This window comes from Clostridium saccharoperbutylacetonicum N1-4(HMT) (assembly GCF_000340885.1).
Taxonomy (GTDB): Bacteria; Bacillota; Clostridia; order Clostridiales; family Clostridiaceae; genus Clostridium; species Clostridium saccharoperbutylacetonicum.
This window is the reverse complement of record NC_020291.1, coordinates 5,387,701-5,408,633: the sequence shown is the minus strand read 5'-3', so window position 1 is coordinate 5,408,633 and position 20,933 is coordinate 5,387,701. Positions and strand designations below refer to the sequence as shown.

Annotated in this window: 14 protein-coding genes; 11 read left to right on the top strand and 3 right to left on the bottom strand. The window is 30.1% G+C overall.

Annotated features, from left to right (window positions below):
* Positions 1-21: 21 nt before the first annotated feature.
* From CSPA_RS23810 to CSPA_RS23800, 3 genes are read left to right on the top strand one after another with little or no spacing between them, the layout of a single operon-like run.
* The gene (locus CSPA_RS23810; protein ID WP_015394959.1) at positions 22-1,290 is read left to right on the top strand and encodes a hypothetical protein; all 1,269 of its coding nucleotides are present in this window, start codon (positions 22-24) and stop codon (positions 1,288-1,290) included.
* A 12-nt stretch (positions 1,291-1,302) separates the two neighbouring features.
* Positions 1,303-2,004, top strand: a complete 702-nt coding sequence (locus CSPA_RS23805) for a response regulator transcription factor (RefSeq protein ID WP_015394958.1) — start codon at positions 1,303-1,305, stop codon at positions 2,002-2,004.
* Complete coding sequence (locus CSPA_RS23800; RefSeq protein WP_015394957.1) at positions 1,994-3,364, top strand: HAMP domain-containing sensor histidine kinase; 1,371 nt, start codon at positions 1,994-1,996, stop codon at positions 3,362-3,364. Before CSPA_RS23805 ends, CSPA_RS23800 begins: the two co-directional genes overlap by 11 nt.
* 115 nt (positions 3,365-3,479) lie before the next feature.
* Here CSPA_RS23800 and CSPA_RS23795 read toward each other — a convergent pair whose 3' ends face one another.
* Positions 3,480-5,594: a M6 family metalloprotease domain-containing protein gene (locus CSPA_RS23795; RefSeq protein ID WP_015394956.1), complete on the bottom strand. Its 2,115-nt coding sequence runs from the start codon at positions 5,592-5,594 to the stop codon at positions 3,480-3,482.
* 321 nt (positions 5,595-5,915) lie between these two features.
* Positions 5,916-6,758 carry a methyl-accepting chemotaxis protein gene (locus CSPA_RS23790; protein ID WP_015394955.1) on the bottom strand — a complete coding sequence of 281 codons (843 nt, stop codon included), beginning with the start codon at positions 6,756-6,758 and terminating at the stop codon, positions 5,916-5,918.
* Between the two features lie 457 nt (positions 6,759-7,215).
* Here CSPA_RS23790 and CSPA_RS23785 point away from each other — a divergent pair, with 457 nt between their 5' ends.
* Positions 7,216-8,202, top strand: coding sequence for a 3-oxoacyl-[acyl-carrier-protein] synthase III C-terminal domain-containing protein (locus CSPA_RS23785; protein WP_026106328.1), 987 nt, complete (start codon positions 7,216-7,218; stop codon positions 8,200-8,202).
* A gap of 47 nt (positions 8,203-8,249) precedes the next feature.
* Positions 8,250-9,827, top strand: coding sequence for a class I adenylate-forming enzyme family protein (locus CSPA_RS23780; RefSeq protein WP_015394953.1), 1,578 nt, complete (start codon positions 8,250-8,252; stop codon positions 9,825-9,827).
* A gap of 187 nt (positions 9,828-10,014) precedes the next feature.
* Here CSPA_RS23780 and CSPA_RS23775 read toward each other — a convergent pair whose 3' ends face one another.
* Positions 10,015-10,890 carry an AraC family transcriptional regulator gene (locus tag CSPA_RS23775; RefSeq protein WP_015394952.1) on the bottom strand — a complete coding sequence of 292 codons (876 nt, stop codon included), beginning with the start codon at positions 10,888-10,890 and terminating at the stop codon, positions 10,015-10,017.
* Positions 10,891-11,228: 338 nt separating this feature from the next.
* On the opposite strand from CSPA_RS23775, the gene CSPA_RS23770 reads away from it, so the two are divergent.
* The 6 genes from CSPA_RS23770 to CSPA_RS23745 all read left to right on the top strand — a co-directional run bounded on the left by CSPA_RS23770 (position 11,229) and on the right by CSPA_RS23745 (position 20,764).
* Positions 11,229-11,900, top strand: a complete 672-nt coding sequence (locus CSPA_RS23770) for a GntR family transcriptional regulator (RefSeq protein WP_015394951.1) — start codon at positions 11,229-11,231, stop codon at positions 11,898-11,900.
* 169 nt (positions 11,901-12,069) lie between these two features.
* Positions 12,070-13,131 carry a mannonate dehydratase gene (gene uxuA, locus CSPA_RS23765; RefSeq protein WP_015394950.1) on the top strand — a complete coding sequence of 354 codons (1,062 nt, stop codon included), beginning with the start codon at positions 12,070-12,072 and terminating at the stop codon, positions 13,129-13,131.
* 104 nt (positions 13,132-13,235) lie between these two features.
* Positions 13,236-14,846 carry a mannitol dehydrogenase family protein gene (locus CSPA_RS23760; protein ID WP_015394949.1) on the top strand — a complete coding sequence of 537 codons (1,611 nt, stop codon included), beginning with the start codon at positions 13,236-13,238 and terminating at the stop codon, positions 14,844-14,846.
* Between the two features lie 299 nt (positions 14,847-15,145).
* Complete coding sequence (uxaC, locus tag CSPA_RS23755; protein WP_015394948.1) at positions 15,146-16,549, top strand: glucuronate isomerase; 1,404 nt, start codon at positions 15,146-15,148, stop codon at positions 16,547-16,549.
* Positions 16,550-16,597: 48 nt separating this feature from the next.
* Complete coding sequence (locus tag CSPA_RS23750) at positions 16,598-18,100, top strand: MFS transporter (RefSeq protein ID WP_015394947.1); 1,503 nt, start codon at positions 16,598-16,600, stop codon at positions 18,098-18,100.
* A 153-nt stretch (positions 18,101-18,253) separates the two neighbouring features.
* Positions 18,254-20,764, top strand: a complete 2,511-nt coding sequence (locus tag CSPA_RS23745; RefSeq protein ID WP_015394946.1) for a glycoside hydrolase family 31 protein — start codon at positions 18,254-18,256, stop codon at positions 20,762-20,764.
* Positions 20,765-20,933 lie beyond the last annotated feature (169 nt).

Here is a 20,933-nt window from a genome sequence, read left to right as displayed (position 1 = left end):
ATAAAGAAAGAAGGTGAGGAAATGATGAGGAAATGTGGAATATTGATAGCTATAGAACTATCTATAGTGGGTATTTTAACTGGCTGTGGAAATGTAGGAAATACTATTGAGATGATTCAAACTCCCATGCTTTCAAATTTGGAACAAGATGAGGTTAGTAAAGTTTTAAAGGAAATTTTACCTCATAGTGCTGAATATTTAGTACCTAAGAAAGCAGAACAAAAGCAATCTATTTTTATGGAAGATATAGATGGAGACGATAAAGATGAAGCCTTCATATTATATAGGGATACTAGAGAAAATCAACAAGTTCATTTACTAATGTTAAAAGAAGATGAAGGAAGGTGGACTAAAGAATCAGATATAGCTACTAGCTATAATACTCTTGATTATTTTAAGATTGATGATCTTTATGGAAATGGAAAAAAAGAAGTGATTCTTGGCGTTTCTATGTCAGATTCTGAGGTGAATAAGCAGCTTTACATTTATGAATTAGAGAGCAAATCTTTGGTTAAAAAAGTGGATAGAGCATATGAGGAAATAGACATAGCTGACTATAATGAAGATAAAAAACCAGAGGTTATATTATTAGAGGGTGAAAGAAATAAATTACAAACTGCAGAAATGTTTAGTTATGTAAATGGACAGCTAAAATCTGTCTATTTAGTTGAATTAAACCCAGATGGTATACATGAAAATATTGTTAGTGGAAAACTAGCAGATGGGGAAAAAGCTTTATTTATAGATAGCTCTTTGGGAGCACACTCCATGCTGACAGAGATTATTGCATACAATAATGGAAAGCTTGTTAAAGTTGGAAATGAAGAAGATGGTGTTTTGTTCAAAGCATATCCATTATATAGTAGAGATATTAATAAGGACGGTATCACGGAAGTCGGAGGAATGTATATTCCTAAAGGTTTTGAAGATGCAGCAATGGCTGAAATTCCTTTTATTTATACTTATTCTACATACAGTGTTGATGGAACAAAACAAACTGTTGAAGAACGATACAATGATACTGGACAGAATTTTTATATTACAATTCCATCTGAATGGTATGATAAGGTAACAGTTCAAAAGTTTGATAAAGCAGTTAAGTTAATAGACAATGAAAATCAGAAAACTTTGTTTGAGGTAAAATGGATAAATAAAGAGGCCTATATAGATTCTAAAATTAAGTTGGGAGAAACGTTGGGAGAAACGGAGAATACAATATTTTATACTGATATGAAAGAAGAATTATCGATCTCAAATGCAAATTTTCATTTGAGTGAAGATGAATTCTAATGGTGGCAAAATATGAAAACAATTCTTGTTGTTGAGGATGAACTTTCAATTCGAAGTTTTGTCTCTCTAAATTTGAAAAAGAAAAAATATGAGGTTTGGGAGGCTGAGACTGGAGAAGAGGCCTTGATTATTTTTAAAAATAGAAAAATTGATATCGTATTATTAGATATAATGCTTCCAGGTATTGATGGATTTGAGGTTTGCCAAAAAATTAGAGAAATAAGCCAACTTGTTGGAATTATTATGCTTACAGCGAGAACACAGCAGGAAGATAAAGTTAAAGGCCTTATTAATGGTGCCGATGATTATTTATCTAAACCCTTTAGCATGGATGAGCTAGAAGCAAGGATAATCTCACTAATTCGAAGACTAGATTATATAGTTTCAAAGGAGGAGGGTTCAATTCTTAAATCAGGTCCTTTTGAGCTTGATGTGAAAAACAAAAAAGTTTTCCGTTCAGGACAAGAGGTAAAAGTAACTCCTACCGAATATTGTTTGCTCCAATTTTTAATTAGTAATAGAAATCAAGTGTTTACAAGGGATAATATTTTAGATGAAGTTTGGGGAATAAATTATATAGGTGATGTAAAAGTGGTTGACGTTAATATAAGGCGTATTCGTAGAAAAATTGAAGGTGATCCAGCAAATCCAAAGTATTTATGTACAGATTGGGGATATGGCTACCTTTGGAGGGAGCAAACCTATGAAGCGTAAGGTCATTTTTTATTTTATGATTATTATTCTGCTCACCCTAGGACTTGTGATGTTAGGTTTTGTTACTGGGATAAGACAATATTATTATCAAGGAATAGTTAATACCTTTCAAAATCATGTGGAGTCAGTACCATCTGTATTTGAAAAGCAAACTAATTTATCTAATACTGATTTAAGAGCTTTTAGTGATGAAATTATTAAAATTTATCAGCTTAAAGGATCGGAATTACAATTATTAAAAAGAGATGGGCAATTGATTCAATCATCAACAGGCTTTTATGGAGATAAAAACTATTCGTTAGATCCTTCTGTACTAGCACTGAAAACTATTAATAAAATTGAGGAAAATGAATATTCTGGTGAGAAAATCATGTGTGTATATACGCCTCTTACCTTTGATGGTCAAGTAATTGGAATTTTACGATATTCTACAGCTTTAACAAAAGTGAATTCTTTAATTATGAGTTTATTGGGTTATGGAATGATTATTTGCGCAGTTGTTGCACTTATTGTATTTATGTTAAGCTTACATTTAGGGAAGATCATAGTGACTCCATTAAATGATATTATTAGTTTTACAAATAAAATAGCTGCTGGTCAGTATAAGGAGAAAATTGAAAAGGTATATCCACATGAGTTTGGAGAAATAGCAAAAACACTTAATTATATGGGAGATGAAATATTAAAAACAGATCGTTTAAAAAATGAATTCATCTCATCAATTTCACATGAACTCCGGACGCCTTTGACAGGAATTAAGGGATGGATTGAGACAATGCAATCTCCAAATGAAATGACTGACGAAGAACTAAGATTTGGATTAAAAATTATTAATGGAGAATCAGAACGTCTTATAAATTTAGTGGAGAATCTTTTGGACTTTTCAAGGTATCAAGCTGATAGAATAAATCTCAATATCTCAAAGTTTAATTTAGATGAACTTATTCGTGAGGGTGCCTTTCAACTTCAAAAAAAAGCAGAAAAAAAAGAAATCAGAGTTATTGTTGAAGCAATACCATTTATTTTTAAGGCAGATAGAGATAAGTTAAAGCAAGTTATACTTAATGTATTAGATAATGCTATTAAGTTTTCTTATAAAGATAGTTCAATTTATGTCACTCAAGCAGTTAATAATAATTCTGTTATTATTCAAATAAGTGATAGCGGCATTGGTATTAAAGAAGAGGAGCTTGAATATGTAATGAGGTCATTTTATAAGATTGATCCTAAATCAATAGGTGCAGGACTTGGATTAGTAATTTCTCGAAATATAGTAGAAATGCATAAAGGGACTATTCAAATTGAAAGTGAGTATGGAAAAGGCACATCAGTGATAATTACACTGCCTTTAATAGAATGAAGAATATGATGAGAAAAAGCATGAGATTTAGAAATAGAAGATTTGTGTCACATCATTTAAAAAATTATCAAATGATGTGACACAGATCATTTTAAGTTTTCAAATTCACAAACTTTTATTTACCATATACTTTCCATTCAAGAATTCCAGTTGAGCTAGATCCGTTTGATTCCATTTGAATTGCTATTGCATTTGTTGATACTGGAGTAAAAGTAGTAGTATTATATTTATTGATTTCAGTACCAAAGCCTGTTGCATTCTTTACATCCTGCCAAGCTTGTCCATCCCAATATAATATTCTATATGAAGCTGGTACATCTACACCTTGGCCGTCTTTAAACCAATACACATCGCAACCTGATAGAGTAAAGTTTTTATTAAATTGATATTGTACCCATTGTGATCCAGTTTTTGGCCAATTTCCATATGCTCCGTTGCTTTTGTCATTTGAATTCTTAGGGTCTTTTCCATCATTTAATGCCTTTATTGTTTCCCAATCAGACACATAAGAAGTAGTAACAATAGCTTGTCTGGCTATATTTGAATCTTTATTAGTATCTGGATTTGTTGGATCGGGATTGTTTCCAGGATTCGAATTACCTATTCCTTTAACAAATGTCATCTTATTTCCTGAAGCACTTACTTGTGAAATATTTAAACCGGAAGATGTTCCATTCCACCATTTAGAATTAGGAGAAGTGGAATCATTGAATGAATCTTTATAGCCACTTTTAAACAAATCTCCCACATTTCCGGCATTTCTATTTTTTTCTAAATCGAATTTACCATCAGCTTGTTCAATAGATACAAGGAAATGATTACTTGAGGTCATTTGGTTTCTAGAGTTATCACCATTTTCATCTACATGCCAAATTCCAAGACCAGAATCTGGCAAGGTAGCATATCTACCTTTTTTTTGTAGATTTTCAACAAGAAAGTATTCTTTAGAATTATTTCCTGTCCATTTATATGAATATTGATTTCCGTTTGGATCAGCAACAGCTTCTAATTTTGTTCCATCACTGTAAGAATTCATAGTGGTTGGAGTATTCCAACCTGATATGATATTTCTGCAATAAGGGTCAGGTGGAATAGGATTTTTTTGATCAGAATTTCCACTCATTAAACTATATGCACCAGTACCATTTGAATCTCCATCATAATCATATAAATCTGGATATCCATAAATCATATGTCCACTTTCGTGGCAGATTGTATATATTGATAAATCATCACCTATGTTAGACATTTCGTACTTTTGGATTTTCATGCCATTTATATTGACATTTTTTCCATACCAAGCTTGATGTGGCCATAATCCCTTTGCCCAACCTGCTACTGGTTTACCTGCATAAAGGATATTTACAGCTTTGGCATAGCCGTTAGCATCCTTTGTGATTTTTGAAGAATCAAAATTTTGAGTTTTTAGCCATTGAAAAACTTCTTCTGTAAGTTCGTTTGCTTTAGTATATGTACCAGTTTCTTCATCTAAATCATCATAATATGATTTTGGTTGTTTAGCTGTATAAAATCCTATTACATTGTTAGTATATGTTAGTTTACCACCAGAGACATCATAATAAAAATCACGTACAGAACCATTATTCCCATAGCCTGTATATCCAACTCCATTCAAGAAATCATTGATATCTGATTTTGATATGTCACTGTTTTGATCAGTAAAATTAACTAAAATTGTTAACCCTTGTACATTACTTAGGGAAGAAGCTTGAGCCTTAGAATCAAGTAAGTTATCTATATTATTATCAATTTTACTTTTAGCTAATGAAGAAGAAAGATAATCATCAGTATGTAAATTTTTTCTTACCTTGTTTACTTTTGTCTTAATGGCTTCTTTTTTTATTTTTAAATGTTTTTGAAGATTAGTTTTTTCACTTTTATTGTTAGCGTTAACAGCAAATTTTGAATCACTTAATTCACTAGAATTTTTATAAATTTCTCCAGTTGAAACATAATCGGTGCTATCGTCATTTAACTTTGCATAGCATATCCAACCATCTTTGTCACGGCAAAGTGTATATCCATCCAAGCTTTCAACTTGTTGAAAATATTCATCCCCCGTAATTTTAACCTGAACTTTACTTCCATCTGGTTGTGATAATTCATATTTTAGATTAGTATATGGTGCAGCAGATGCACCTATACTCATACCACCCAATATAGTTGCTACAATAGCTGTAGTCGTTAAACATCTCATTATTTTTCTCATTATAAATACCTCTCCTTATATTCGTTTAAAGTAAAAGAATTTCTTTAATTTAGTTGGCCAACTATTATATAATCTCAGAAATTCATAAAAATGTAAATACTTTTTGTGTAAAAATGTCTAATTTATAATAATATTGGAATATAAGGGAAGATGTTAAATGTGTAGAATTGGTGATTTATAGATATTTTTGGAAATTTGTGATTATTTGTGAGTATAACATAAAAAAAGAAAAAAATGAAAAAGCGACATGAAATATGCTGTTGTAAGCTGGGGCTTTTTTTACAACAGCATATTTTATGAAGGTAAGGGTATATTTATATTTTAGTCTTGGCGTGCAAATTCATTTAATTGAGTAGCATTAGATGTGAGTTCTTCAATAGTTGCAGTAATTTCTTCAAGGCCTGCTGTTTGATTTCCTAATAAATTATTGGATTTTTCAAACCTTTCATAAATTTCATTTATTGAATTTTGTATATTATTTAAAATTTCATTAATTTGCATTATTGATTCTTTTGTTGAGTTGGAAAGATTTCTAATTTCAGAAGATACTACCCCAAATCCTTTTCCGTATTCTCCAGCTCTTGCTGATTCAATAGCTGCATTTAGCCCAAGTAAATTGGTTTGTTTTGCAATACCTTCAATGAATGTTAAAACCTCATCAGTTTTTTTAGAACTTTCTTTTGTCTCGAGAATAAAATTCTTAATGCTTTCATTAGTTTCACCTATTTGTTGAAAAGTAGAAGCCATTTCTACTGCATTTTTACTCATTTGCGTTAAGGCTCCTGATAATATATTTGCAAGATTTGATATTTTTTCTTTCTTTACCGTATTGTCAACGCTCATACTTGTTATCAATGTACCTTCAACGTTATCATCAACAATAACTGGGATGCCTATTGTTTCTACAGGAAACCCAAAAACTTCTTTTGGTACAGTAATATGTATAATTTCTTTTCTTTTTAAACAGGTATCAGCAGCAGATCCAGGTGGAATTTTATCGCCTGCTTTAAAATTAATTTTTAGATGCTCGCTATTTTGCACTAGAAGGAATTCTTCGGAGTTAGAAATAGTAAAACCTAATTCTGTTCCAAAGTAATATTTGAAGTATGGCATCATAGTGTAAAAGGATTCCATTAATTTGTTATCAGATATTTTTTTTATCATTTTCATCTCTCCCCTTTTTACCATTTATTTATTATTTTATAGAGTGTATACTAAGCCTCCTTTTCTTAAATATTAGTTCCAATTTCCTTATAATTAACGTAAAAGCCAGTATATTCATCCAATGAGTTATCATTTGTTTATCTGGAAAATTTATCTTAGATATATTTTACCATATAATTAAATAGTATTGGATACATTGTAATTGTTTTAAGTTGATATTTTTCTAAAAATATAATTGTCATATTAAGAATTATGAAAAAAATGTATGCTTTTATTGAGAAGTGTATGATATACACACTGTTTTGTTTATAAATGATAATTTGCATCTGAAATATGAACAATATCAATGATAAAATTTAAATAATATGTTATATTATATATAATACCATAATTAACATATAAAGGAGGCGGGTTAACTATATTTTTAATACTATAATAAAATATAGTTAAAAATAATATGGAAAATGTTAAAGTGAGAGATATTGAAGTGTATCATGGAAGAAATATTGTTAGTAATGACTACTACATAGAACATTTCAAGAAACAAGGAAAAGATGTAAAAAAATTTTTTGAGGAAACCTTAGGAAGAAAATACAGATATGAAATTAATCGTGAGAGTGAAAATGCATTGACTATGGCAATAGAAGTTTCTCATAAGGTACTAAAAAAATCTAATTGCACAGGAAAAGATATAGATATGATTGTATATTCAGGTATGCTTTCAGAGTATGTTTCTCCAACGTCAGCACTAATTATTCATAGTGCCATTAACGGGAAAAAGGAATGCTTTTGTCATGATATGAATGTAAACTGTATTGGAATGACCTATGCCCTAGACTTGGTTAATAGGTATATATCAACAAATCCACAAATAAATAGAGTGCTTTTGGTAGGGAGTGATTATCTAACACCACAAGTGAGTCCAGAAAATGAAGAGTGTTATGGACAATATGGGGATGTTTCATGTGCTGTCATATTAGAAAGAACTGAAGAAGATTGTAAGCTAATTGATACTAAGGTAAGTGTTAATAATGATTTTATTGATTATGTTAGGTTTCCTAAATGTGGATTTGCACATATTTATGATGCTCCCAAGGAAGAAATGTATGTAAAATGGAAATCCTTTGGAACATGGTGGATAGATGGAGCTATAGAAAACATAAATTCAATATTAGATAATAGTAAATTGTCTATTGAGGATATTTCTATGTTTTGCTTTTCTCAAATAGCTTACAAAAATATAGTTACATTACGTGAGAAAATAGGTATTTCAGAAGAAAAAAGCCTTTATGTTGGTGATACATATGGATATACAGGAACTACAAGTCCATTCCTAGTATTCTATGAAGGAATAAAAACAGGGCGTATCAAACGTGGAAATTATGTAGTATTTTGTACTGTTGCAGCTGGATCAACCCATATAACCTCATTAATAAAATATTAATTTAATCTTTATACTATTTTCTATTTTGAATGAGAGGTGTATTAATTATGGAATTAATTAATGAAACTATAGGGACATATATAACCAGGGTATTTAATAAATTTGCTGATAAGGAAGCATTAGTTTATGTTGAAGATGGTAGAAGATTTACATATGAAAAACTTAGTAAAGAAATAGATTTAATTTCAAAAAGTTTGATATCAATTGGAATAAAAAAAGGAGATCATGTAGCTTTATTGGCATGCAATTCCCCAGAATGGATAATAGTGTTTTTGGCAATATTAAAAATAGGAGCAGTTTGTGTATGCTTAAATTATTCTTCTACTGAAGAGGAAATAGATTATATGTTAAAACAATCTCAATCCACAATATTAATAGTAAGCGATAAGGATATGATTGAGAAAGTTGACTTAAAAAAATTTGATTATTTAAAAATTACGTTAAAAATGAAAACGTTGTTTAATTTAGGTCTTATCATGTCGCAAATGAAGAAAGCTCTAGAAGATGAACTGATTGCTGTATATAATAATGTTTCGGTAAATGATATGGCTACAATTCTTTATACTTCAGGAACTACTGGAAATCCGAAAGGGATCATGTTTACCCATAGTGCAGTATTAAATGGCCCCCTTTCTTTTCTTGAGAATTTTAAGTATACTTCTGAAGATACTATATTAGTTACTCTTCCATTAAATCATATCTTAGGTGGTAAATATTCTGCAATTTTAGGTCTTTTAGCTGGTAGTAAAATTGTTTTAATGAAAAAATTTAAAACCTCTGTTGCATTAAAAGCAATTGAAAGTGAAAGATGTACTGGCTTTCATGGAGTACCAACAATGTATCAATATTTATTAACAAATTGTGACTCATACGATATTTCAAGTTTAAGAGTTGGAATGATTGCAGGGGCAGTTTCTGCTAAAACCCTCATGAAAGACATAATGGAGAAACTTTCTATTTCTGAATTAAACAATACTTTTGGACAAACTGAAACTTTAGGAGTAACGCAAACTACGGTTTATGATAAAAATGATCCTAAAATAAATACAGTTGGTAAACCAGTTAAGCATGTGGAGATAAAAATATGCAATCCAGAAACTAAAGAAATACTGCCTAAAAATTCTGAAGGTGAATTATATGTAAAAAGTCCTTATAGCATGGTTGGATATTATAATAATCCAATAGCTACAAATGCTACTATTGTTGATGACTGGATACGTACAGGTGATTTGGCATTTATAGATGAAGACGGTTATTTATCTATAAAAGGACGGCTTAAGGATGTAATAATTCGGGGGGGAGAAAATATTTCGCCTGTAGATATTGAAAATCATCTTATAAAGCACCCAGAAATTGAAAATGCAATTATAGTTGGAGTTCCAGATGAAATTTTAGGAGAAGAAATATTTGCTTTTATTAAAATTAATAAAACTTCTTCATTAACTAAAGAAGATATAATAAAATTTTTATGTGGAAAAATATCAAAGTGTAAGATTCCAAAGTATATAGAATCTATTGATTCATTTCCATTAACATCAACTGGGAAAATTAGGCGCAATTTATTAAAGCAAATTGCATGTGAAAAAATTAATTCTAGTGAATTAGTTGAAATTGCGGTCAATTAAATTAAGAAAAGTAATATATATTTTAATCATAATTTTAAGCATCTTAAAGAAACTAGAGATAATTTAGTTATTTTAAGATGCTTAATTTTTTTATTCTTTAGAAATTTATAATACAGTAAAATCTGTGGATAATATATGAAAAAGACTATTTAACTGAGTTGTGTATAAGAAAAGAATAAAAAACAAATCATATTTCCGAATCAGATTTAACCATAAGTTTATAAAACTGTTTAGGTGAAATACCATACTCATTTTTAAAAGCTCTAAAAAAGTTTGTGTAATCTCCAAATCCAGATTGTTTATATACAACATTTATTGGATGATGATTTAGAATCAACTCTTTTGCAGCAATTAACTTTTTTTGCATACAGTATCTATGAATTGAAGTACCAGTGTATTTTTTAAATTCCCTAGCTAGGTGAAATTTACTAAGATAGAATTCTTTAGAAAGTTCGTCAATAGTAATTTCTTCATTGATATGATTATTGATATATTCAACTATTCCATCAATCAAATTACTCTTTGTTATTTCAATATCTAAATCAGATTTATCGTTTAGTACAAGATTGTTTAATTGAATTATAAGTTCTAGCATATAAGCTTTATATAGTAAATCTTTGCCTATACCTTTATAATTTTCAAGATCAAGAAGTTTACTCAGCTGAGCTCTTATATTTTGTTGAATTTGAAAATCAGGTCTTAATACATTCTTCTTTTCTATATTTTCAAAGCATTGCGTAAGGTCAGTTTCTGTTGTTGACAACTCATGTAAAAAAGACTTATTTATCCATAGCACGATGCGTTCATAAGGAGCCTTCATACTATTAATAACTGCACGATGAAGCTCATTTGTATTAATCAATATGATATCACCAGATTTAAGATTATAGGATTTTCCTTCAATTAAATAAGTAACATCTCCAGAGAGATATAGATAAAGTTCATAGAAATCATGATTATGTAAATATTGAAATGGAAGATCAGTATTTAAGAAGTGAAAAATTTCATAATCGCTGGAAATCATATGCTTACGAGTAAAAAAATCGTGTATTTTCTTTTTCATTTGTACCTCCTATGATATTTTTAAATTTTGTAGAAATTGCAATAAATTTACTGAATTATTAGACAATTAAACGTTTTAAAAATTAGAAATAATCATGTAAAGTCACATTTTTTAATAAAACTTAGGTATATTATATTTTACTATAGCAACATTTACAAGTTATTAAGCAATAGAAGCATATTTTTTTTTATACCTTTCAACTATAATTTAAGCATGGAAAGTGCCTGAGAAAAAAAGCGGCATTTATTTTTACAATAGCTGTAAACGGTTTTTGGATATAGCTGCACTCATAAGTACCATACAAGTATGGTTATTCTAAACAAGGGAGAAAATATATAATGGCTTTAGAAGTGAATAAGAACACAACAAGTAAAACAATATATTACAAACTTAGAGAAGAAATAATTAATATATATCTTGAGCCAGGCACTATGATTTCTGAAAATGAGCTTTCGGAAAAGTATGGCGTAAGTAGAACACCAGTAAGAGAAGCACTTGTCCGTTTGGCTCAAGAAGGCTTAGTGAATATTTATCCTCAAAAAGGAACTAAAGTTTCGTTAATAGATTTATCTGCTGTAGAAGAAGGAAGATTTTTGCGTGAACATTTGGAAAGGGCCGTAGTAAAAGAAGCATGCAATAAATTTTCAAATGAAAATTTATTGGCCTTGGAAATGAATTTAAAACTTCAAGAAATGTATATGGAAAATCATGATTATAAAAAATTATTTGCCGCAGATGAAGAATATCATAAGATAATTTTTGATGGCTGTAATAGAAAAAGAATATGGAAAAGTATAAGTGACGATAGTACTGAATTTCAAAGAATACGTGTACTTAGACTTGTATCAAATCAAAGTTGGGATAATATTTATGAACAGCATAAGGAGATTTTTAATGCAATAAAAAACAAGAATGAAAATGAAGCAGAAGAGTCAATGAGAAAGCATTTGAATATGGTTGTATTAGATAAAAATCAAGTGAGAGAAATGTATCCAAACTATTTCAAATAATTAAGTGATTTTTATGAATTATAGAAATTAAAAATAATAAGGCACTTACTTGTATTCTTAATTTAAAGGAGGTGATGCTTGAAAGAGGTATGGAATCAATAATTTTACATATTATTTTATACGAACTAATGCATTAAAAACCAAGTAGAGTAATAGGAGGAACATAACTATGAAAATGGGGTTTAGATGGTACGGTGAAGGAAATGATACCGTAACACTTGATCAAATCAAACAAATTCCAGGCGTGGAATCGATTGTCTGGGCTCTTCATGATATGGCAGCTGGTGAAGAATGGCCAATGGAAAAAATTCTTAAGGTAAAAGAAGCAACTGATAAATATGGATTTAACTTAGACGTTGTTGAAAGTGTTAATGTTCATGAGGATATTAAGCTAGGATTACCAACAAGAGATAAATACATTGAAAATTACAAAAAAACAATAGAGAAGTTAGCTAAGGTTGGAGTAAAGGTTATTTGTTATAACTTTATGCCTGTGTTTGACTGGCTTAGAACAGATCTATACAAAGAGGCAGAAGATGGCTCAACAGCTCTTTTCTATGAAAAAGCAAAGATTAATGATATAGATCCAATGGAATTAGTTAATAAAATAGCATCAAATCCAGACCTTACAATGCCAGGGTGGGAGCCAGAAAGACTTAAAAATCTATCACAGCTTTTTGAAGCATATAAGAATGTAACAGAAGAAGATTTATGGAATAACTTAAAATATTTCTTAGAACAAATTATACCTGTTGCAGAAATAAATGATATTAAGATGGCAGTACATCCGGATGATCCACCTTGGTCAATCTTCGGACTACCAAGAATAGTAAAAGACAGAAATGATTTAGCAAGATTACTAAAGCTTGTAGATAATCCTTATAACTGTTTAACTCTTTGTAGTGGAGCAATAGGTTCAAATCCAAATAATGATGTACCAGCTATGATAAGAAAATTTGGAAATAGAATTGCTTTTGCACATATTAGAAATGTAAAGATTTATGAAAATGGTGATTTTATTGAAACATCTCATAGAACATGTGATGGTTCTCTAGATATATGTGACATAGTTAAAGCATATCATGAAGTTGGATTTACTGGATATGCAAGACCAGATCATGGAAGACATATTTGGAATGAACAATGCAGACCAGGTTATGGACTTTATGATAGAGCACTTGGAATTATGTACATATGGGGAATATGGGATTCATTACAAAGAAATAAATAGATATTAAAATTTAAACTCAATTTATAATAATTAAATTTTTATTAGTTATTATTTTAAAATGAGGACAATCTTTTTAATAAGATTATTAAGAGGTGAAAAGAAAAATGAGTAATACCAAAATAGTATTAAGCAAAGACAGTATCAAAGATAAAACTTTATGGGAAAAGGCTGGAATAAAACTCCCAAAATTTGATTACGACAAAATGTCGGCTTTAACTAAGGAAAATCCTACATGGGTTCACTTTGGAGCAGGAAATATATTTAGAGGTTTTATAGCAATGCTACAGCAAGAACTTTTAAATACTGGAAAAGCAGAGTCAGGTATTGTTGCCGTAGAAGGATATGATTATGAAATTATAGATAAAATTTATTCCCCTCATGATGATTTAAGCTTATTAGTAATTATGAAACCAGATGGAACCTTGGAAAAGAAAATAGTAGGAAGTATAGGTGAAAGTCTAGCTGGTGACTATTCAAGAAAAGAAGAATGGAATAGATTAAAAGAAATATTTTCAAATCCGTCTTTGCAAATAGCAAGCTTTACAATAACAGAAAAAGGTTATAGTGTGAAGAATTTATTAAAGGAAGATATAACAGATGGATTAGAACACCCTGTAAGTATTATTGCTAAAGTTGCATCCTTAGCATATGTAAGATATCAAAATGGACAACATCCAATAGCATTTGTAAGTATGGATAACTGCTCAAAAAATGGTGAGAAACTTCATAATGCAATGGAAACAATGATAAAGAAATGGATTGAAAATGGACTTGTAGAAGAAGATTTTCTTAAGTATATCAATAATAAGAAGAAGGTATCATTCCCTTGGAGTATGATTGATAAAATTACACCTAGACCATCACAAAGCGTTAAGGATACATTAGAAAAAGATGGCTTCGAAAGTACTCAGATTGTAACAACTAACAAAAATACTTATATAGCACCATTTGTAAATGCAGAAGGCCCACAATATCTTGTAATAGAAGATGATTTTCCAAATGGCCGTATGCCTTTAGAAGATGCAGGTGTATTTTTAACAAGCAGAGAAACTGTAGAAAGAATTGAAACAATGAAGGTTTGTACTTGTTTAAATCCGCTACACACGTCTCTAGCAGTATTTGGATGCCTTCTTGGATTTAACTTAATAGCAGATGAAATGAAAGATCCAGCTTTAAAGAAATTAGTTGAAAAGATTGGATATGAAGAAGGGATGCCTGTTGTTGTAAATCCTGGAATAATAAATCCTGAAGACTTTATTAAAGAGGTAGTTGAAGTTAGACTTCCAAATCCATATATACCTGATACACCTCAAAGAATTGCTTCAGATACATCTCAAAAAGTTGGTATAAGATTTGGAGAAACAATTAAAGCTTATAGTAACAGAGAAGATTTAGATCCTAAACAACTTAAATACATTCCACTTGTTATTGCAGGTTGGTGCAGATATTTAATGGCAATAGATGATAATGGTAATGCAATGGAGTTAAGCCCAGATCCATTATTAGATGAGCTGAAAAAATATGTGGCTAATGTTAAATTAAATGAAAAAACAGCCTCAGGTAACATCTTAAAACCAATACTAATAAATGAAGAAATTTTTGGAATAGACCTTTATGAAATAGGTTTAGGAGAGAAAATTGAAGGTTATTTTGATGAAATGATTTCAGGTGTTGGAGCAGTAAGGTTAACTTTAGAAAAATATCTAGAATGTTAACACTAGGTTACATAATTAATATTTATGTAGAAAAAAATAAACATTTTCCCATTCTGCACTTGTTATATTCTGCCAAATAGTACAAGCAAAGAATGGTAAAAATGTCTAAAAAATTTTTGTGGATTACATTATATCATAAATTACATAAAGTAACAATGTTACATTAAATGTAAATGAAAACATTATAGTAAAGTATCGAATAGGTATAGATTATATTATATGGTAACTTTATTATTTGCTAATAAACCTAACTATTTCAATACTTTACAAATATATATTTGAAAGTAGGATGATGAATTTTGAAAGATTTCATGGATGATAATTTTTTACTATCAAATGAAACAGCTATAGATTTATATCATAATTATGCAAAGAATATGCCTATTATTGATTATCACTGCCATATTGATCCAAAGGAAATATATGAAAATAAAAAGTTTGAAAATATAACTGAAGTATGGCTGTATGGAGATCATTATAAATGGAGAGCAATGAGATGTAATGGTATAGAAGAAAAATATATAACAGGAGATGCTAATGATTACGATAAATTTTTAGCATGGTCTAGAACTATACCAATGTCTATCGGTAATCCCCTTTATCATTGGACTCATTTAGAACTTCAAAGATTCTTTGGAATATATGAACCTCTTGATGAAGACACTGCTCCAATGATTTGGGAAAAAGCAAATAAATTATTAAGAGAAAACGGTTTTAGAGCAAGAGATTTAATAAGAAAATCTAACGTGGAAGCCATATGTACGACTGATGATCCCACTGATACCTTGGAATATCATATAAAACTTAAGGAAGAGAAGGACTTTAATGTAAATGTTTTACCTACTTTTAGGCCGGATAAGGGAATTGAGATAGGTCAAGAAGGCTTTGTTCACTGGGTAAAAAAACTAGAAGAAGTATCAGAAGTTAATATAGATAATTACGATGAATTTTTAAAAGCACTTGATTCAAGAGTAAGGTTCTTTCATTCAGTAGGATGTAGGATTGCAGATCATGGTATAGATGGAGTGGTAGTATATTCAGATACATCGAAGGAAGAAGCAGCAGCTATATTTATTAAGGCTTTGCGTGGAGAAGCAGTAAGTATAGATGAAGAAAAGAAATATAAAACTTATACATTAATACATATATTTAAGCTTTATCATGAACTTGGATGGGTTATGCAGCTTCATATTGCAGCTCTTAGAAATAATAACACTAAGATGTTTGAAAAAATTGGGGCTAATGCAGGCTTTGATTCTATTAATGATGAGAGTATAGCATATCCACTATCAAGGCTTTTAGACTCTGTAGATAAAGAAAACTCACTTCCAAAAACAATTTTGTATTCATTAAATCCAAAGGATAACTATATTCTTGGAACAATGATAGGAAATTTTCAAGGTGATGGAATACCAGGGAAAATACAATTTGGAGCTGCTTGGTGGTTTAATGATAACAAAGATGGAATGATTGAACAAATGAAAGCACTAGCTAATCTTGGAACCTTTGGTCGTTTTATTGGAATGTTAACAGATTCAAGAAGCTTTCTATCATATACCAGACATGAATATTTTAGAAGAATAGCTTGTAATTTGATTGGAGAATGGGTTGAAAATGGTGAAATTCCAAGAAATATGAAATTATTAAAAACAATTGTTGAAGGTATATGTTACAACAATGCGAAAGAATATTTCAGTATTTAGGTTAAAAATTTGCTATTAAGAATATTAATGAAGAAAGAGGTAGAAATTATGTCTAGAAAAGATAAAAAGATTACTTTGCCTGTATGTATTGGTTATGGATTAGTAGATTTAATGGGTGGTGGAGCATTTACAATAATTGGAGCATTCTTATTGTTCTTTTATACAACTTTCTGTGGACTTACACCTATAGAGGGGGCTTCAATTGTTGCAATAGCACGTTTTGTAGATGCAGTTGCTAGCTTATTTATTGGTAGTATTTCTGATAACTTTTATAAAACTAAGCTTGGAAAGATGTTTGGAAGACGTCGTTTCTTCTTACTAATTGGTGCGCCATTAATGGCAGTTTATGTATTAATTTGGACAATTGGAATGGGATATTGGTTCTATTTAAGCTGCTATTTATTGTTTGAAATAATTGCAGCAATGATATTAATACCATGGGAAACATTACCTACTGAAATGACAACTGATTTTGGGGATAGAACAAAAATTTCAACTTGTAGACTTGTTATTTCTTCTTTAGGTCAATTTTTAGGAACTTTTGTTCCAGCTCAATTAATTGGTCACTTTGGTCAAAAGAACCCTTATGCATATTTCTATAATGGATTATTTTTTGCAGTATTATACGCAATTTGTATTTTTATAACTTATAAAGTAACTTGGGAAAGAGAAATTACACCAGCTATGGAACAAGAACTGTTAGAAAGAGAAAATTCTAAAGGTGGTAGAAGCTTTGGTGATTACCTAAAGGTGCTTGGAGAATATGTTTCTACATTTAAGCTTAAATGCTTTAGAAAACACTTAGGACTTTATTTATTATCTTTCACTGCGGGTGATATATTTAATGCCGTATTCTTATTCTTCTGTGTATATAATTTAAAAGTTTCATCATCTGTTGGTGCATATTTACTTTCTTTTAGTATCATTGGTATACCAGGAACAATTATTGGTGGAGTTTTATTTTTAAAGCTAGGACCTACAAAGTTATATAAAATTACTTATACATTTATGATTTTAAGTGTATTAGCTTATTATGGTGTTTATTTATTTAATCCTGAAGGAAAGACTGCTATTTTACTTGGAATTTCTATAGTTTATTTCGCATTTAGATCATTGGCGGTTTTAACTCCTTGGACAGTATTCCCATTTATCCCAGATGTAGATGAAATTGTTTCAATGAAAAGAAGAGAAGGTCTTTTTGCTGCAGTTATGACATTTACTAGAAAAAGTACAGTAGCTCTTGCAACATTCTTAATTGGTGTTGTGTTACAAGAAGGAGGATTTGTTAAAGGACAAGATGTCCAATCTCCTCAAACAGTACAAATTATTGGATATGTTTTACTTATTGGATGTGTAGGTTTATTTGCACTTTCTTTAATTCTTGCATTTACTTTCAAATTAAATAAGGAAACACATAAGATATTAATAGATGAAGTTGAAAGACTAAAAAATGGTGGATCTAAAAATGATGTTGATCAAGAAACAAAACAAGTTGTTGAAGATCTTACAGGCTATAAATATGAAAGTGTTTGGAAAGAGAATGCTATATAAGTTAAGTTAGTTAGTAATGTAAATTAAGTAACAAATGACTTTAGGTGAAATCAAATAATTAACAAGTCCATTTATGGTTGGATAATGAAAAAATGGACTTGTTATTTAATTTAATGTTTCATAAGGCACATTAAAAATATAGGAGGAATTTATATGTTATTAAAAAGATTTTTATCTATGGACAAAATTGAAAATGGCTATTTAGTAAAAGGTGATACGGCAGATATAAAAATTATCTTTATGTCAGATGATATTATACGTATTAGAACTTCTTTTGATAAAAAGTGGTCAGAAGAGTCGTATGCATTGGTTATGACTGCTTGGGAAGATAGATTAGATTCATTGTTTAAGGATGAGCGTAAAAGAATAACAGCTTTAGATATCTCTTTTGAAGAAACAGAAAAAGAAATTATATTTAATACAAAAACATTGAAATTAGTTATGTCTAAAGAACCATTATATTTCTCTATATATAAATTAAATGGTGAGAAAATATATAGTGATTTAGCAGATAGAGCTTTTGAATGCGATCAGTTAGGAAGAATCTCACATTATAATGAAGTAGACTTAGAAAATGATCATTTCTATGGATTTGGTGAAAAGACAGGGAAAGTAGATAAAATGGGTAGAAGAATGCGTATGTCACCTAAGGATGCAATTGGACATGATCCGGAATTTGGTGATCCTTTATATAAGCATATACCATTTTACATAAAGTTGAATAACAATAAGCGTCATGCTTTAGGATTATTCTATCATAATTCTTATGATTCAGTATTTGATATGGGAAATGAAATTAGTGGATATTGGCCACGCTATAGTTATTATCAAGCTGATGGAGGAGATATTGATTTGTTCTTCATCAATGGACCAAAAGTTGAAGATGTTTTAGATAATTACACAAAGTTAACAGGAAGGCAGGCAATGCCTCCAAAGCAAAGTTTAGGATATACGGCTTCTACAATGTATTATGCTGAACTAGAAAAAGATTGCGATAAGGAAATATATGAAGTAATAAAAAAACATTTTGATGAAAAAATGTATATAGATAACTTTAAATTGGCATCTGGTTATTCTTCTGGAGAAGAAGACAATTTAAGATATATTTTTAATTGGAATAGAAAGAGATTCCCGAATCCAGATGAATTCCTTGAAAAAATGAATGAAATGGGACTTAATGTTATACCTAATTTAAAACCAGGAATATTACCTAAGCATCCTTATAAAAAAGAATTCGAAGAAAATGATGTATTTATTAAAAATCCAGACGGAGAAGGAGATTATCATGGCCGCTGGTGGGGTGGTACTGGAAGATTTGTAGACTTTACTAAGGTTTCTGGTAGAGAAACATGGAAGAAACTACTTAAAGAAAATATTCTAAGCAAAGGAACAATAACAGTTTGGAATGATAACTGCGAATATGATGGTATAGAAGATAGAAATGCCTTATGTGATTTTGATGGAAAACCAGGTACTATGGCTGAATTAAAAATCATGCATTCAAATATGATGGCTTATGTTGGGAAAGAGGCAATTGCTGAACTTTATCCAAATCGTCGTCCATATATTATAAATCGTGCTGGATTTGCAGGAATTCAAAGATATGCACAAACTTGGGCAGGAGATAATTTAACAGACTGGAGAACATTAAAATTTAATATAGCAACTATAATTGGAATGGGGCTTTCAGGAGTAGCAAACACAGGTTGTGATATTGGAGGATTTGCAGGAGGTGCTCCAGAAGGAGAGCTTTTATTAAGATGGATACAAAATGGTATATTCCAACCAAGATTCTGTATTAATTCAGCAAATAATGATAACACTGTTACGCAGCCATGGATGTATGAAGAAAATAATGAATTTGTTCGCCATGCTTATAGACAGCGTTATAGAATGTTACCATATTTATATTCATTAATGTATGAAGCTCATACTACAGGTAGATCAATAATGCGTCCGCTATTTATGGAATTCCAAGATGATATTAACTGCTATGACGATAAATATATGACATTTATGTTTGGACCATCAGTTTTAGTTGCAAATGTTCTAGAAAAGGGAGCAGTATCAAGAGAAATTTATTTACCAGAAGGTTGTACTTGGTATGATATGAATAATAATATGATGGCATATAATGGTGGACAAGTAATTCAAATTCCAGTTTCACTTGATAGCATACCTATGTTTTTAAGAGGTGATGGAATATTCATAACAAATGAAGAAGTAACTCATATAACTACAGATAAAATGAAGAGCTTGGACATTTTAATTGGAGGAGAAGCAGAAAGAAGCTTCAAGTTCTATGATGATGATGGTATAAGCAAGGATTTTGAAAAAGGTGTATATGAAAATACAGAAATTAGTGTAAGCGGTGGAGCACGTAAGAAGATTTCATTTAAAACAACAGGAAGCTATGAAAATGAAATATCTGAACTTAGAATTAAATTAGTGAGCAAAGAAAAGGGAGCATACTGGGTATCTGTTGATAATGAAAGAATACCACGTTTCCTTAACAAGACGTCTTGGGAAAAATCAGAACAAGGATGGTATTATGAGCTATCAGACAGAACAGTTTTAGTTAAATGCAAGAAACCAGAAAAGAAGGAGTTTGATATCATAGTTTCTTGTGAAAGATTTGATTTAATTGGAATGGGAGATGAATAGTACTATGCTATAAATTACCGAAATATGATACAGTTATCTTCCGCAGGACTAGTGAAATCTTCGCTGGAAGGTTCTAAATGTGGGCTAGTCGTCATTTCAGCGTGTTCCAGATGTAAAATCTCCAAGGAGAAAGTTCATGTTTCCAAATATAAAATTTGGACATTCACTT

Coding starts and splice junctions, on each gene's coding strand:
- CSPA_RS23810 (WP_015394959.1), top strand. CDS start 22: ATGATGAGGAAATGTGGAATATTGATAGCTATAGAACTATCTATAGTG.
- CSPA_RS23805 (WP_015394958.1), top strand. CDS start 1,303: ATGAAAACAATTCTTGTTGTTGAGGATGAACTTTCAATTCGAAGTTTT.
- CSPA_RS23800 (WP_015394957.1), top strand. CDS start 1,994: ATGAAGCGTAAGGTCATTTTTTATTTTATGATTATTATTCTGCTCACC.
- CSPA_RS23795 (WP_015394956.1), bottom strand. CDS start 5,594: ATGAGAAAAATAATGAGATGTTTAACGACTACAGCTATTGTAGCAACT.
- CSPA_RS23790 (WP_015394955.1), bottom strand. CDS start 6,758: ATGATAAAAAAAATATCTGATAACAAATTAATGGAATCCTTTTACACT.
- CSPA_RS23785 (WP_026106328.1), top strand. CDS start 7,216: ATGGAAAATGTTAAAGTGAGAGATATTGAAGTGTATCATGGAAGAAAT.
- CSPA_RS23780 (WP_015394953.1), top strand. CDS start 8,250: ATGGAATTAATTAATGAAACTATAGGGACATATATAACCAGGGTATTT.
- CSPA_RS23775 (WP_015394952.1), bottom strand. CDS start 10,890: ATGAAAAAGAAAATACACGATTTTTTTACTCGTAAGCATATGATTTCC.
- CSPA_RS23770 (WP_015394951.1), top strand. CDS start 11,229: ATGGCTTTAGAAGTGAATAAGAACACAACAAGTAAAACAATATATTAC.
- uxuA (WP_015394950.1), top strand. CDS start 12,070: ATGAAAATGGGGTTTAGATGGTACGGTGAAGGAAATGATACCGTAACA.
- CSPA_RS23760 (WP_015394949.1), top strand. CDS start 13,236: ATGAGTAATACCAAAATAGTATTAAGCAAAGACAGTATCAAAGATAAA.
- CSPA_RS23750 (WP_015394947.1), top strand. CDS start 16,598: ATGTCTAGAAAAGATAAAAAGATTACTTTGCCTGTATGTATTGGTTAT.
- CSPA_RS23745 (WP_015394946.1), top strand. CDS start 18,254: ATGTTATTAAAAAGATTTTTATCTATGGACAAAATTGAAAATGGCTAT.